Source organism: Pseudoduganella sp., assembly GCF_041914865.1.
Lineage (GTDB): Bacteria > Pseudomonadota > Gammaproteobacteria > Burkholderiales > Burkholderiaceae_D > Rugamonas.
Genome location: NZ_JAYSCO010000037.1, coordinates 40,312 through 53,411, shown reverse-complemented (window position 1 = coordinate 53,411; position 13,100 = coordinate 40,312). Strand labels below are relative to the sequence as shown.

Genomic DNA, 13,100 nt, shown 5'->3' with positions numbered 1-13,100 from the left:
CCGCCCTCGCCGCGACCTTCTTCGCGCGGGCCACGGCCTTCGCCGCCGCCGAAGCGCTGGCCGCCCTCGCCGCGACCTTCGCCGCTGCGCGGTGCGAAGCTACGCTGGCCGTCGCCGCTTGGGCGCGGGCCGCTGGTGCGTGGGGCGGAATCATTGCGGGTCTGGCCGGCTGGACGCTGGCCGGCGGCGCGTGGGCCGCCGGTGCCAGGTCCGGCGCCGCGTTTGGCGCCCTCCCCCTGCGCGCGAGGCGCCTTGCCAGCCGGCGCTGCCGGCTTAGCCTGAGGTTTGAGGGATAAGGTTGGGCGCTCTTTCTTAGTCATTGCAATCCTGTCATCGCGCCCGCCAGCCGGCGGAGCGGCCGGGGAGGCCGCTTAATCGCGGTAAATCTGTGAAAACCAAGATTGTAACCCGGGACGCATGCCAACTAAGATGGGAATGCCAGCACTGGAGCCAGCCGGAGCTGCTGAAAACCGTCCCTCTGCGCCTTCATTCGATCAATTTCACGCAGTGTTTCGGGCAAAAAATAGCCCTCCCCGCAATGTGGGCAAAACACCATCGGGATATGTTCAATAACAACAATGTCCTGGCCACTGCCGCAACTGCGTGTAACCCGGCGCAAGCGCAAACCTTGATGACCACAGGAAGAGCAGAGTTCATGCGACAGCATAGACGGTAATGGCAACCAATCTGCCGGAGCCGGTTTCGATTTTGACTGCGCTATAGGCGGGTCTACCGTCACAGGTTCGACCGAAGACCAGGTATTTGCGTTCTCCCGTACCCCGATCGACTTGATGTTCGACGATTCTCCCGCCGAGGATGATTCTTCGGAAGTCTTTTTCAAATAGTCCGTCATCTTCCAGCCCCTCCCTTGCATGCAACGAGACTCGGTAATGCCCGGCTCGGACAAGGTTGCGAAACTGCCGGATGGTCGGCTGGGCCATTCGCCCAGCTTGCCCCAGCAGCGGCTCGGCCATTCTGCGCCGTGTCAACCAATAGGGAGAATGATACGCTTTTCAGTATAATGTCCCTCTTTTCAGACGTTTATATAGAGGCGGCCAGCCGCCCGCACACCACATGCTCGCCCAACAAAAGCAAGAGATCATTTCCCTGTTCCAGGCCGCCCTGACCCCGATCCTGGAAGGTTCCGACGTTAAAGCCAACGTGGTACTGGAGCGTCCGCGCGATGCCAGCCACGGCGACGTCGCCTGCAATATCGCCATGCAGCTGGCCAAGCAGCTGAAAATGAACCCGCGCGAACTGGCGCAGAAGATCGTCACCGCCCTGCAGGAAAACCCGGCCGGCAAGCAGCTGGTTGCCAGCGCCGAAATCGCCGGTCCAGGCTTCATCAACCTGCGCGTGACCGACGCCGCCAAGCAGTCCGTGGTCAAGACCGTGCTGCAGCAAGGCGCCGCCTTCGGCAAGAGCGAATCACTGGCCGGCAAGAACGTCATCATCGAATTCGTCTCCGCCAACCCGACCGGCCCGCTGCACGTGGGCCACGGCCGCCAGGCGGCCCTGGGCGACGCGCTGTCGTCCCTGTTCGAAGCGCAAGGCGCCAAGGTCACCCGCGAGTTCTATTACAACGACGCCGGCGTGCAGATCCAGACCCTGGCCACCTCGGTGCAGTGCCGCGCCAAGGGCTTCAAACCGGGCGACGCGGAATGGCCTGAATCGGCCTACAACGGCGACTACATCGCCGACATCGCCGCCGACTTCCTGGCTAAGAAAACCGTGTCCGCCTCTGACGGCCAGCCGGTGACCGGCTCCGGCGACGTGGAAGACATCGAGAACATCCGCGCCTTCGCGGTCACCTACCTGCGCAACGAGCAGGACATCGACCTGCAGGCCTTCGGCGTGAAGTTCGACAACTACTACCTGGAGTCCTCGCTGTACTCCGACGGCAAGGTGGAAAAGGCCGTGGAAGCGCTGGTCGCCAACGGCCACACCTACGAAGACGGCGGCGCCCTGTGGCTGCGCACCACCGACTACGGCGACGACAAGGACCGCGTCATGCGCAAGACCGACGGCGGCTACACCTACTTCGTGCCGGACGTGGCCTACCACATCGTCAAGTTCCAGCGCGGCTTCACCCAGGCCATCAACGTGCAGGGTTCCGACCACCACGGCACCATCGCGCGCGTGCGCGCCGGCCTGCAGGCGGTCGGCATGGGCATCCCGCAAGGCTTCCCTGACTACGTGCTGCACAAGATGGTCACCGTGATGAAGGACGGCGCCGAGGTGAAGATCTCCAAGCGCGCCGGCTCCTACGTCACCGTGCGCGACCTGATCGAATGGTCCGGCGGCGGCGATATCACCAAGGGCCGCGACGCCGTGCGCTTCTTCCTGATCTCGCGTAAAGCCGACACCGAATTCGTGTTCGACGTCGACGTCGCGCTGAAGACCTCCGACGAGAACCCGGTCTACTACGTGCAGTACGCCCACGCGCGTATCTGCCGCATGCTGGAAAACTGGGGCGGCGACGAAGCCAGCGTGGCCAACGTCGACCTGTCGCCGCTGACCGCGCCGACCGAAGCGACCCTGCTGGCGGCACTGGCCCAGTATCCGGAAGTACTGGCGCGCGCCCAGGCCGAACTGGGCCCGCACCAGGTGGCCTTCTACTTGCGCGACCTGGCCGCCGCCCTGCACTCCTTCTACTTTGCCGAAAAAGTGCTGGTGGAAGACGAGGCGACCAAGCTGGCCCGCGTGGCGCTGATGGTGGCCACCCGCCAGGTGCTGCGCAACGGCCTGGCGCTGATCGGCGTATCCGCTCCTAACCAAATGTAAGGACCTCATGGCTTTTCGCACTAATCGCTTTTCCCCGGGTCGGCAGCAAGGCAACACCCTGGTCGGCATCGTCATCGGCCTGGTCATCGGCCTGGTCATCGCAGTGGTCGTCGCGCTGATGATCACCAAGGGCCAGACGCCGTTCACCGATAAGGCGCCGAAAAACGGCAAGCCGACCGATGAAGCATCCGGCCAGATCGCCGATCCGAACAAGCCGATGTATGGCAGCAAAGACGCCGTGCGCAAGGCCAACAGCGAATTCGAACGCGAATCGCCCAAGCCGCCGCCGGTGGACGAACTGCAGAAGGTGGTGGACACCATCCAGGCGCAGGGCAACGCCCCGGCCAAGCCGGCCGCGCCAGCGCCGGCGCCAGCAGCCACCTCCCCTGTCGCACCGCCGCCAGTGAACAGCGCCGCCCCGCCGGCGCAGGCCGCCGCCCCGGCGCCTGCCCTGCCGGGCGAGGAAAAGTTCGTGTACTACCTGCAGGCCGGCGCCTTCCGCGAAGCGGCCGATGCGGAGAACACCCGCGCCAAGCTGGCCTTGCTGGGCTTCGAGGCGTCGGTGTCCGACCGCAGCACCGACGCCGGCGTGCTGCACCGCGTGCGCATGGGCCCTTTCACCCAGGTGGAAGCCATGAACAAGGTGCGCGCCAAGCTGTCTGAAAACGGCATCGACGTCGCCGTGGTCCGCAACCAGAAGTAACGGGGAGCAGCACGATGAAATTCTTCAAGCAGGTCCTGGCCGCCGCATTGTGCAGTTTTGCAGTCGGTGCAGGCGCATCGCCGGCGGCGCCCAGCGCCGGCGCGGAATACGTCGTGCTGCCCGAACCGCAAGCCGTCGATACCGGCAAGAAGGTCGAAGTCATCGAGTTCTTCGCCTACTACTGCCCCCACTGCTACGCCCTGGAACCGGCGCTGGCGGCCTGGGTGAAAAAACAGGGCGACAACATCGTCTTCAAGCGCGTGCACGTGAGCCGCGGCCAGTCGGTGCTGCCGCAGCAAAAGCTGTTCTTCACGCTGGACGCCATGGGCCTGCTGGAACAGCACCACCAGAAGGCGTTCGAGGCCATGCATGTGCAGAACAACCCGCTGCGCAATGATGAAATGGTGTTCAACTGGGCTGCCAGCCGGGGCATCGACAAGCGCAACTTCATGGCGACCTATCACGGCATGGGCGTGGCGGCCAAGCTGCGCCGCACCGACCGCATGATGGCCGACTACCGCGTCGATTACTGGCCCATGCTGTTCGTCGACGGCAAGTACATGACCTCCCCCGCCGAAGCAAGCCGCCGCATCAAGCCGGAGCCGACCGAAGAACAGCAGCATGCCAATGCGCTGCAGGTGCTGGACTTCCTGGTGGCCAAGGCCAAGGCGGAAAAGAAGTAAGCCCTTGAAGCGCGTCTTTATTACCGGCGCTTCCAGCGGCATCGGCGCCGCCCTGGCCGCGCATTACGCGGCGCAGGGCTGCACGCTCGGCCTGCTGGCGCGCCGCGGCGATGCGCTGGATGCGCTCATTGCCAGCCTGCCCAACCCGCACCTGCACCGCGCCTACCCGGCCGATGTGACCGACCACGGCGCCGTGCGCATAGCGGCGGAATCCTTCCTCGCCTATGCAGGCGGCTGCGATATCGTGATCGCCAGCGCCGGCATCTCGCACGGCACCATCACCGAACTGGCGCAGGACCTGCCGGTGTTCGAATCGATCATCGCCACCAACGTGACGGCGACCGTTGCCACTTTCGCGCCCTTCGTGGCGGCCATGCGCGCGCAGGGCACGCCGGCGCGGCTGGTGGGCATCGGCAGCGTGGCCGGCGTGCGCGGCTTGCCGGGCGGCGGCGCTTACAGCGCGTCCAAGGCCGCGGTGCGCGTGTATTGCGAAGCGCTGCGCGTGGAACTGCGCGCCAGCGCGATCAAGGTTGTCACCATTGCGCCGGGCTATATCGATACGCCCATGACGCAGAAAAACAAATACGCCATGCCGTTCCTGATGGCGCCCGCCGCCTTTGCAGCGGCTGCGGCGCGCAGCATCGAACGTGGCGCCAGCTACCGCGTGATTCCGTGGCAGATGGGCGTGGTCGCGCGCCTGCTGCGGGCGCTGCCGAACTGGCTGTACGACATGGCTTTCGCCAAAGCGCCGCATAAGGCGCGCAAGGGCACATCATGAATGCAACTCCCCTCGCCGCCGAGGCGATCCGCGCGCTGCTGGCCGCCAGCGCTTCCCACGTCGCGCTGGAAGTAGTCGCCGAAACCGGCTCCACCAACGCCGACCTGCTGGCACGCGTGCCGTCCGCTGCGGGCGGCGCTGCGGCGCTGCGCGGCCCCGTGCTGCGCGTGGCCGAGCTGCAGACCGCCGGGCGCGGTCGCGCCGGCCGCAGCTGGCTGTCGGCGCCGGGCGCCTCGCTCACCTTCTCGGTGGCCTGGCCTTTCCGCGCCCCGCTGCACCGCATGGTCGGCCTGCCGCTGGCCGTTGGCGTGGCGATTGCCGAGACCCTGGGCGGCCTGGGCGTGCCGGTGCAGCTGAAATGGCCGAACGACGTGCTGAAGGACGGCGCCAAGCTGGCCGGCATCCTGGTGGAAACCCAGGCCGCGCCGGACGGCACGATCTGGGCCGTGGTCGGCTGCGGCATGAACCTCCTGATGCCGGATGAACTGGAAGCGGCCATTGGCCGCGACGTCTCGTCCGCCCCCTGGCTGGCGCAGATGGACCGCAATGCCCTGCTGGCCCAGTTGCTCAGCCGCCTGTGCGCGGTGCTGGCCGAATTCGACGATACCGGTTTTGCCGCCTTCACCGAGCGCTGGAACGCGCTGCAAGCCTGGCGCGGCCAGCCGGTGCGCCTGCTCGACCAGGGCGCGGTACAGCAAGAAGGCCTGGCCGCCGGGGTCGACGACCAGGGCCGCCTGCTGCTCGACACGCCGGCCGGCCGCGTCGCCGTGCTGTCGGGCGACGTTTCGCTGAGGCTTGCACCATGAATTACGACCTGCTGATCGACGCCGGCAACACCCGCATCAAATGGGCCCTCGCCGCACCCGGCGCCGCCCTCGGCGCCTGGCACGCCCAGGGCGCCCATATGCACGCCGACGCCGCCGACTTCCCGGCCGGACTCATGTCGGCTTTGGCCCTGCCTCCCGGGACGGGGCCCGCCGGACGCATCGGCCGCGTGCTGGTGGCGAATGTGGCGGGGCAAGCGGTGCGCGACATGCTGGCGGGATGGCTGGCGGCGCCGGCGCTGGGGATTGCGCCGGCAGCGGTCGAGTGGTTCGCCTCGGTGCCGCAGCGCGCCGGTGTGCGCAATGGCTACCGCAACCCCGCGCAGCTGGGCTGCGACCGCTTTGCGGCGGCCATCGGGGCGCATGCGCTGGCGCCGGGCAAGGCGATCGTTGTCGCCAACTGCGGCACGGCGACCACCATTGATGCGATCACGGCGGACGGCACGTTCCTGGGCGGGATGATCCTGCCGGGACTGGGCCTGATGGCGACCAGCCTGGCCAAAAACACGGCGCAGCTGCCGCAAATCAAACCAGGCAAGCTGCCGGAAGGCTTTGCGGACAATACCGACGATGCGATCCTGACCGGCTGCCTGGCCGCGCAGGCGGGGGCGATCGAGCGCGCGTTTGAGCTGCACCAGGCCGTAGAATGTATTATTTCGGGCGGCGCGGCGCCGTATATCGCGCCGGCGGTCCCGGTACCGCACCGCCATGTCGAGAACATTGTGATGATCGGCCTGCACGCTGCCCTGCGCGCGGCCTGACCCGGATGGAGTACCTGTGCTGAAACTGATTTTCGCCCTGCTGGTCGCTGCCAATGCCGTGCTGTTCGCCTACGGCAAGGGCTACCTCGGCCAGTTCAGCGGCAATGAGCATGAACCGGCGCGCCTGCAAAAGCAGCAGAACGCGGACAAGCTGCAGCTGATCAGCGCCAGCAAGGCGGAAGCGGTTGCCGCTGCGGTCAACCCGCCGCCGCCGGCGCCGGTGCCGCGCGACGAGCCGCCGGCCATCGCTTGCCTGGAGGCCGGCAATTTCGTGCTGGCCGATGCGCGCAAGTTCGAGGAGCGCCTGGCGCCGCTGGCCCTGGGCGACCGCCAGCAGCGCCGCAACCTGCCGGGCCAGGAAATCTCCAGCTATATCGTGCATATCCCGCCGCAGGGCAGCCGCGCGGCGGCCGACAAGAAAGCCGATGAACTGCGCAACCTGGGCATCACCAATTTCTTCGTGATGAACGACAGCTCGCCGCTGCGCTGGGGTATTTCGCTGGGCGTGTTCCGCACCGAGGCGGCGGCGCAGGCGCAGCTGGCGGCGCTCAACAAGCAGGGCGTGCAAAGCGCGCGCGTGGCGCCGCGCTACACCGGCAGCAAACAGCTGATCTACCAGTTCCGCGATATCAGCGAGGAGACCAAGGCGCGCATCGCCAAGATCGTGGCCAGGTTCCCCGAACAGGAAACCCGTTCCTGCACTAACGCTCGATAACGATAGGCTTCAGCTTCAGGCTCGATGGCAGCGCCTTGCCCGCTGCCTGCGCCTCGTCGCGGGTGGCATAGGGGCCGGCAAACAGGCGGTAGAACTTGCCGGCCTGCTCCACATCGAGCTTGAGACCCGCATCCGTCGACTCCAGGCGCTTGCGCAAACCATCGGCGCCGTCTTCGCGCGAGTAGGACCCCAGCTGCAGGTAGAAGCCCGGCGCGGGTGCGCCGCCGGCCAGCATGGCGCGCGCGTCATTCTCACCGTCGGAGGACGCCAGCATCGGCGCGGCTTTGGGCATGGCCTGCGGCTGGCCGGCCGGGGGGGGCGGGGCCGCAGCCACGGCGGCGGGCGCGCCATCGCCCTGCTTGCGGGCGGCGATCATGCGTTCGATCTCTTCCGGTTTCAGGTGCACCACTTCCAGCTGGGTGCTGCCGTTGACCAGCAGGCCAAGCTTCAGCGCCGCGGTGTAGGAGACGTCGATCACGCGCGTCGAGTGGAACGGTCCGCGGTCATTGATGCGCACCACGACCGACTTGCCGTTGCCCGTATTGGTCACGCGCGCGTAGGACGGGATCGGCAGCGTCGGGTGCGCCGCCGTCATCTTGTACATATCGTAGATCTCGCCGGACGAAGTACGCTGGCCGTGGAATTTCTTGCCGTACCAGGTGCCCAGGCCGCGCTGCCTGAAGTCCGAGCCGAGCGGGATCGGCTTGTAGGTTTTGCCGAATACCACGTAGGGCTTGTTGGAGCCGGGGCGCAGCGGGTCGTTGCGCACTTCCGCGTCGGGCATCTCCAGCAGGCCTGGCGGCGGGTTGTCGCCCGGCCCGTCGTCCTGGTAATAGGCGCCGCGGCCGGAATTGGCGGCCGGCAGCACCGGGATGCCCGGCTGCTGCGGTGCGGTCACCGGCGCCGGCGCCTTGCGCGGCGTGCTCTCGCTTGGCGTGGGCGTGGTGCCGCAGGCTGCCAGCATGGCCGCCGCCGCCAGCGGCAGGAGTCGGATGGCGCGCTTCATGTCTGCACCAGCTTTCTGTGGCGCTGGATCGACATCAGGATGCCGGAGGCCAGGCCCAGCGTCAGCAGCGCGGTGCCGCCGTAGCTCATGAACGGCAGCGGCACGCCCACCACCGGCAGGATGCCGCTCACCATGCCCATATTGACGAAGGCGTAGGTGAAGAAAATCATGGTGATGGCGCCGGCCAGCAGACGCGTGAACAGGTTGGGCGCGCCGGAGGCGATCATCAGGCCGCGCCCGATCAGCAGCAGGTAGAAGCCCATCAGGACCAGGTTGCCGATCAGGCCGAACTCCTCGGAATAGACGGCAAAGATAAAGTCGGTGGTGCGCTCGGGGATGAACTCCAGGTGGGCCTGCGTGCCCTGCGTCCAGCCCTTGCCGGTAATGCCGCCGGAGCCGATCGCGATGGTCGACTGCAGGATGTGGAAGCCCTTGCCCAGCGGGTCGGAGGTGGGGTCGATCAGCGTCATCACGCGCTCACGCTGGTAGTCGTGCATCATGGACCAGGCCACCGGCATGCAGGCTGCGCCCAGCGCGAACAGGGCGCCGATGGCTTTCCAGGACAGGCCGGCCAGGAAGATCACGCAGCCGCCGGCCGCCACCACCAGCAAGGCGGTGCCAAGGTCGGGCTGGCGCGCGATCAGGAATACTGGCACCAGCAGCAGCAAGGCGCCCAGCGCGTAGGCCTGCCAGCGCAGCTGGCCGTGGCGCTGCTGGAAGTACCAGGCCAGCATCAGCGGCACGGCGATCTTGGCGAATTCGGATGGCTGGATCTGGATGAAGCCCAGGTTCAGCCAGCGCCGCGCGCCCAGCTTGATGGTGCCGAACAGCGCCACCGCCAGCAGCAGCGACACCGTGACCACATAGGCCGGCAGCGCAATGCGCATCATGTTCTGCGGCGAGATATTGGCCACCAGCCACATCACGAAAAAGGACATGGCGATATTGCGCAGCTGGTCCTCGATCTTGCCCGGAATGCCGATACTGGCCGAATACAGCGCCACCAGGCTGGTGGCCAGCAGGAAGGTAATGACCAGCATCAGCGGGCCGTCGAACACGGTCACGTAGGGGCGCATGCGCCGCCACAGTGAACGCCTTTCATTGATAGGCATGCTGCCTCCTTAATCTCTCTTGCGCGGCGGGCCGGCAGGCGGCTTCTGGTCGGCCGGCGCCGGGGCGGGCGCGGGGGCCGGTGCCGCCGGGGCCTGGCCGCTGCCATCGCCCTGCTGCTGCGCGCGACGCTCGGCCGCAGCCTCCACGTCGGCCGCGGGTAAATCTTCCACGGGCACGGTGACCGCATCTTCCTTCGGCACCGGCGTCGTATCCTTTTCTTTCGGCCGCTTGCCCAGCAGCCAGTAATCCAGCACCTTGCGCGCGATCGGCGCTGCCTCGGCGCCGCCGAAGCCGGCATTCTCCACGATCAGGGCCAGCGCGATCTTCGGCTGCTCGGCCGGGGCGAAGGCGGTGAACCAGGCGTTGTCGCGCAGGCGTTCGTTGAGTTTGGCGGCGTTGTACTTCTCGTTGGCCTTGATCGCCACCACCTGCGCGGTGCCGGTCTTGCCGCCCACCGCGTACTCGGCGCCGGCAAAGGCGCGCGTCGCAGTGCCGCCGCCTTCGCTGGTCACGCCCACCATCGCGCTCTTGATGAAGTCGATGTTCTCCTGCTTGAGCGGGATACGGTAGCTTTCCTTGGGCACGGTCAGGGTGCGCTTGCGGGTGGCGCCGTCCTCGATGATCTTCACCAGGTGCGGCTTCATCACCACGCCGTTGTTGGTCAGGTTGGCCACCGCGTGCGCCACCTGCAGCGGCGTGTAGTTGTTGTAGCCCGAACCGTTGGAGACGGAAATCGTATCGCCGCCGACCCATTTGCCAGCCTGCGGGTTCTTCTTGAAGCGGCTGCGCTTCCATGCCTGCGAGGGCAGCACGCCGGTCTTCTCGTTTTCCAGGTCGATGCCGGTCAGCTGGCCGAAACCGAACGGCTTCATGAAGTCATGGATCAGATCGATGCCCATGTCGCGGCCCAGGATGTAGTAGTAGGTATTGCAGGACACGATGATCGACTTGCGCATGTCGACCATGCCATGGCCGCCCACCACGTCGTCGCGGAACTTGTGGCTGCCCAGGTAGAAGAAGCCGGGGTCGGAGATGGCCTGGCTGGTGGTGCGCTTGCCGGTTTCCAGCGCGGCCAGCGCCATGAAGGGCTTGAAGGTGGAGCCGGGCGCGTAGGTGCCAGACAGCGGGCGGTTCATCAGCGGCCGGTCGAGCGAGGTATTCAGCTCGTTCCAGCTTTGCGAGTCGATGCCGTCCACGAACAGGTTGGGGTCGTAGCCGGGGCGCGAGACAAAGGCCAGCACGTCGCCGGTACTCGGCTCGATCGCCACCAGCGCGCCGCGCCGCTCGCCGAAGGCATCCTCGGCGATCTTCTGCAGCTCGATATCGATCGACAGGATCAGGTTGGCGCCAGGCGTGGCCGGGGTGCGCGACAGCGTGCGGATGGCGCGGCCGCCGGCGGTCTTTTCCACCTCCTCGTAGCCGGTAATGCCGTGCAGCTGGCGTTCGTAGCTCTTCTCCAGGCCTTCCTTGCCGATATGCTCGGTGCCGTTGTAATTGGCTTCGTACTCGGTGCCTTCCAGCGCCTTGGCTTCGGCCTGGTTGATGCGGCCGATATAGCCGATCACGTGCGATGCCACCTCGCCCAGCGGGTACTGGCGGAACAGGCGGGCCTGGATGTCCACGCCCGGGAAGCGGAAACGGTTGGCGGCAAAGCGCGCCACCTCCTCGTCGGTCAGGCGGTTGCGCAGGGGGATGCTGGCGAAGCTCTTGGATTCTTCCATCAGCTTCTTGAAGCGGCGCCGGTCTTTCGGCGTGATCTCGACCAGCTTGGCCAGTTCGTCGATCACGCTTTCCAGCGGCTGCGCCAGTTTGGACGGGGTCAGCTCCAGCGTGATGGCCGAGTAGTTACGCGCCAGCACCACGCCGTTGCGGTCCAGGATCAGGCCGCGGTTCGGCACGATCGGCACCACCGCGATGCGGTTGTCCTCGGCCTTGGCGATATAGTCGCTGTGCTTGATCACCTGCAGCCAGATGAAGCGCGCCAGCAGCAGCGAGAAGCAAAAGAAGACCAGCCCGCCCAGCACGGACAGGCGCACGCGGAAGCGGTGCAGGTCTTGCTCTGTATTCTTAAACTCGGTCATGCTCAGATCGGGCGGGTGTGGTCTTTATCGACGGCGCGGCGCTGCGGCGCCAGCAGCAGCATGGTGGCCAGTGGCCACAGCAAGGCGGCGACCAGGCTTTCGATGAAGAAGAACCAGCCAGGGAATTTGCCGGCCACCATGAAGCGCACCAGCAGCTGCACCGTTTGCGCCAGCAGGAACAAGGGCAGCACGTGCAGGATCTGGGTGGTGACGCGGAACCACAGGATGCGGCGGTGCAGCATGATGGCGAAGTAGGACAGCAGCGTGTACGACAGCGCGTTCTCGCCCAGCAGGGCGGAGTCGTGCACGTCCATCAGCAGGCCAAGGCAGAAGGCGGTGCCAATGCCCACCTTGCGCGGCTGGTGCACGCCCCAGAACACCAGGGCCAGCGCCACGAAGTCCGGCGCGGCGATGAATCTGCCCCAGGGCAGCATGTTGAGCAGCACCGCGCACAGCATGCTGAACATGATGAACAGCGGGCTGACCGGCAGCAGGATGTATTGTGGACGGTTCATCGGGTCGCCTCCTTCGGAGCGGGTGCGGCGGGTGCGGCTTGCGCGGCCGGGCGGGTGCCGGGCGGCAGGCTAAGCGTCGGCGTCATGCCGGCCGGCGCCGTGCGCGGTGCGGCGGCGGGCGCCTGGGCGGCAGCGGGCTGCTGGCCGGCGGCAGCTGCGGCGCCCGCTGCGGGAGTGCCCGCTGCGGCAGCGCCGGCAGCCGGCGCGGCGGCATCGGCGGCGGCGTCCTTGCCCTTCTTCTTCGGCGGTTTGGTGACCGGTTCCTCTTCCGGTGGGCGCGGCGGCATCTCCGGCAGCGACATCAGGATCAGCAGCGCCGTATTGCGCTCGATGCCGGCCAGCGGTGCGCACACCACGCGGCCGAACGCGCCGCTGGCATTGTTCTCCACCTGCACCACGCGCGCCACGGCCAGGCCGGCCGGGTACACGCCATCGATGCCGGAGGTAATCAGGATATCGCCCACCACCACATCGGCCGTCGGCGCCATGAAGCGCAGGTCCAGGTTGCCCGACTGGCCGCGGCCGACCGCCACCGAACGCAGGCCATTGCGCAGGATCTGCACCGGAATCGCCTGCTCCTTGTCGGTCAGCAGCGTGACTTCGGAGGTGAACGGGAACACGCGCGTCACCTGCCCCACCACGCCCTGGTTGTCGATCACCGGCAAGCCCGGCGCCACGCCGTGCTGGGTGCCGCGGTTCAGGATCACCTTGCGCGTGAAGACGTCGCGCGCCTCATACAGGATTTCGGCCAGTTGCGACTTGCCCGGCACGCGCTGCTGCGCGTCCAGCAGCTTGCGCAGCTGGTTGTTTTCAGCCTGGTAGAGCTGCGCCTGCTGCAAAGCCTGCGACGCCGCGATCTGCTGCTGTTGCAGCGCATGGACCTGCTTTTCCAGCTTGGACAGGGTGGAGAAATATTCCCCCATGCCGTACAGCGCATCGCGCGGCAGCAAGGCAAGCTTCTGCAGGGGAGTGAGGACAAAGCCGACGCCCTTCCGCACCTCCGACAGCGCATTCATGCGCGAATCGGCCAGCAGCAGCGCGATCGAAATGCACGCGAACACCATCATCTTGAAACGGGCGGACGCGCCTTGCTTGAACAGTGGCGGTGGACTGTATTCCATGTCTTCCAATTAAGAA

The 13,100-nt window shown here is 66.6% G+C and carries 14 protein-coding genes and 1 pseudogene; 7 read left to right on the top strand and 8 right to left on the bottom strand.

Annotated features, from left to right (window positions below):
• From ACE3TQ_RS17310 to ACE3TQ_RS17300, 3 genes and pseudogenes are all read right to left on the bottom strand, one after another.
• Nucleotides 1-320 (bottom strand): annotated as a pseudogene (locus ACE3TQ_RS17310) (hypothetical protein); the annotation flags it as partial.
• A 104-nt stretch (nt 321-424) separates the two neighbouring features.
• Nucleotides 425-667, bottom strand: a complete 243-nt coding sequence (locus tag ACE3TQ_RS17305; RefSeq protein WP_374583529.1) for a YgiT-type zinc finger protein — start codon at nt 665-667, stop codon at nt 425-427.
• Complete coding sequence (locus ACE3TQ_RS17300) at nt 654-941, bottom strand: DUF4258 domain-containing protein (protein ID WP_374583531.1); 288 nt, start codon at nt 939-941, stop codon at nt 654-656. Before ACE3TQ_RS17300 ends, ACE3TQ_RS17305 begins: the two co-directional genes overlap by 14 nt.
• 133 nt (nt 942-1,074) lie before the next feature.
• Between ACE3TQ_RS17300 and argS the strand changes: the two genes are divergently transcribed.
• From argS to ACE3TQ_RS17265, 7 genes are read left to right on the top strand one after another with little or no spacing between them, the layout of a single operon-like run.
• Nucleotides 1,075-2,784 carry an arginine--tRNA ligase gene (gene argS / locus ACE3TQ_RS17295; protein WP_374583528.1) on the top strand — a complete coding sequence of 570 codons (1,710 nt, stop codon included), beginning with the start codon at nt 1,075-1,077 and terminating at the stop codon, nt 2,782-2,784.
• A 7-nt stretch (nt 2,785-2,791) separates the two neighbouring features.
• Nucleotides 2,792-3,487, top strand: a complete 696-nt coding sequence (locus ACE3TQ_RS17290) for an SPOR domain-containing protein (protein ID WP_374583527.1) — start codon at nt 2,792-2,794, stop codon at nt 3,485-3,487.
• Nucleotides 3,488-3,501: 14 nt separating this feature from the next.
• Nucleotides 3,502-4,170: a thiol:disulfide interchange protein DsbA/DsbL gene (locus ACE3TQ_RS17285; RefSeq protein WP_374583526.1), complete on the top strand. Its 669-nt coding sequence runs from the start codon at nt 3,502-3,504 to the stop codon at nt 4,168-4,170.
• Nucleotides 4,171-4,174: 4 nt separating this feature from the next.
• Nucleotides 4,175-4,948, top strand: coding sequence for an SDR family oxidoreductase (locus tag ACE3TQ_RS17280; RefSeq protein ID WP_374583525.1), 774 nt, complete (start codon nt 4,175-4,177; stop codon nt 4,946-4,948).
• A complete protein-coding gene (locus ACE3TQ_RS17275; protein ID WP_374583524.1) occupies nt 4,945-5,754 on the top strand; it encodes a biotin--[acetyl-CoA-carboxylase] ligase in 810 nt (269 codons plus the stop codon). Before ACE3TQ_RS17280 ends, ACE3TQ_RS17275 begins: the two co-directional genes overlap by 4 nt.
• A complete protein-coding gene (locus ACE3TQ_RS17270; RefSeq protein ID WP_374583523.1) occupies nt 5,751-6,533 on the top strand; it encodes a type III pantothenate kinase in 783 nt (260 codons plus the stop codon). Before ACE3TQ_RS17275 ends, ACE3TQ_RS17270 begins: the two co-directional genes overlap by 4 nt.
• Before the next feature lie 16 nt (nt 6,534-6,549).
• Nucleotides 6,550-7,248, top strand: a complete 699-nt coding sequence (locus ACE3TQ_RS17265; RefSeq protein WP_374583522.1) for an SPOR domain-containing protein — start codon at nt 6,550-6,552, stop codon at nt 7,246-7,248.
• Here ACE3TQ_RS17265 and ACE3TQ_RS17260 read toward each other — a convergent pair.
• Genes ACE3TQ_RS17260 through mreC form a run of 5 tightly spaced genes read right to left on the bottom strand, consistent with a single transcriptional unit; the run spans nt 7,235 to nt 13,084 of the window.
• Nucleotides 7,235-8,254, bottom strand: a complete 1,020-nt coding sequence (locus ACE3TQ_RS17260) for a septal ring lytic transglycosylase RlpA family protein (protein ID WP_374583521.1) — start codon at nt 8,252-8,254, stop codon at nt 7,235-7,237. The two genes, ACE3TQ_RS17265 and ACE3TQ_RS17260, sit on opposite strands and share 14 nt — an antisense overlap.
• On the bottom strand, nt 8,251-9,366 hold the full coding sequence (gene rodA / locus ACE3TQ_RS17255; protein WP_374583520.1) for a rod shape-determining protein RodA: 1,116 nt from the start codon (nt 9,364-9,366) through the stop codon (nt 8,251-8,253). The genes ACE3TQ_RS17260 and rodA overlap by 4 nt, the downstream gene beginning before the upstream one ends.
• Before the next feature lie 9 nt (nt 9,367-9,375).
• Nucleotides 9,376-11,448 carry a penicillin-binding protein 2 gene (gene mrdA / locus ACE3TQ_RS17250; RefSeq protein WP_374583519.1) on the bottom strand — a complete coding sequence of 691 codons (2,073 nt, stop codon included), beginning with the start codon at nt 11,446-11,448 and terminating at the stop codon, nt 9,376-9,378.
• 2 nt (nt 11,449-11,450) lie between these two features.
• The gene (mreD, locus tag ACE3TQ_RS17245) at nt 11,451-11,963 is read right to left on the bottom strand and encodes a rod shape-determining protein MreD (protein ID WP_374583518.1); all 513 of its coding nucleotides are present in this window, start codon (nt 11,961-11,963) and stop codon (nt 11,451-11,453) included.
• On the bottom strand, nt 11,960-13,084 hold the full coding sequence (gene mreC / locus ACE3TQ_RS17240) for a rod shape-determining protein MreC (protein WP_374583517.1): 1,125 nt from the start codon (nt 13,082-13,084) through the stop codon (nt 11,960-11,962). The genes mreD and mreC overlap by 4 nt, the downstream gene beginning before the upstream one ends.
• Between the last annotated feature and the right edge of the window lie 16 nt (nt 13,085-13,100).